1 protein-coding gene is annotated in these 247 nt (G+C 59.5%); it reads left to right on the plus strand.

What is annotated here, in order from left to right:
• The coding region (locus Ga0451573_RS19460) for an acyl-CoA dehydrogenase family protein (RefSeq protein ID WP_231685854.1) at window positions 1-247 on the plus strand (247 nt) is incomplete at both ends.

Consider the following 247-nt stretch of genomic DNA (forward strand, 5'->3'; position numbering starts at 1 on the left):
GAAAAGACCGATCCGGCGCTTTTCCGCATGATGGGCGAGGCCGGGCTTCTCGGCGTCACCCTGCCGGAAGAATACGGCACCGCCGGTGCGTCCTATGTCGCCTATGGTCTGGTTGCACGTGAAGTCGAGCGTGTCGACAGCGGCTATCGCTCGATGATGAGCGTGCAGTCCTCGCTGGTCATGTATCCCATCTATGCCTATGGCTCGGAAGAACAGCGCAAGAAATATCTGCCGAAGCTGGCTTCGG

This window comes from Phosphitispora fastidiosa (assembly GCF_019008365.1).
Lineage (GTDB): Bacteria > Bacillota > Thermincolia > Thermincolales > UBA2595 > Phosphitispora > Phosphitispora fastidiosa.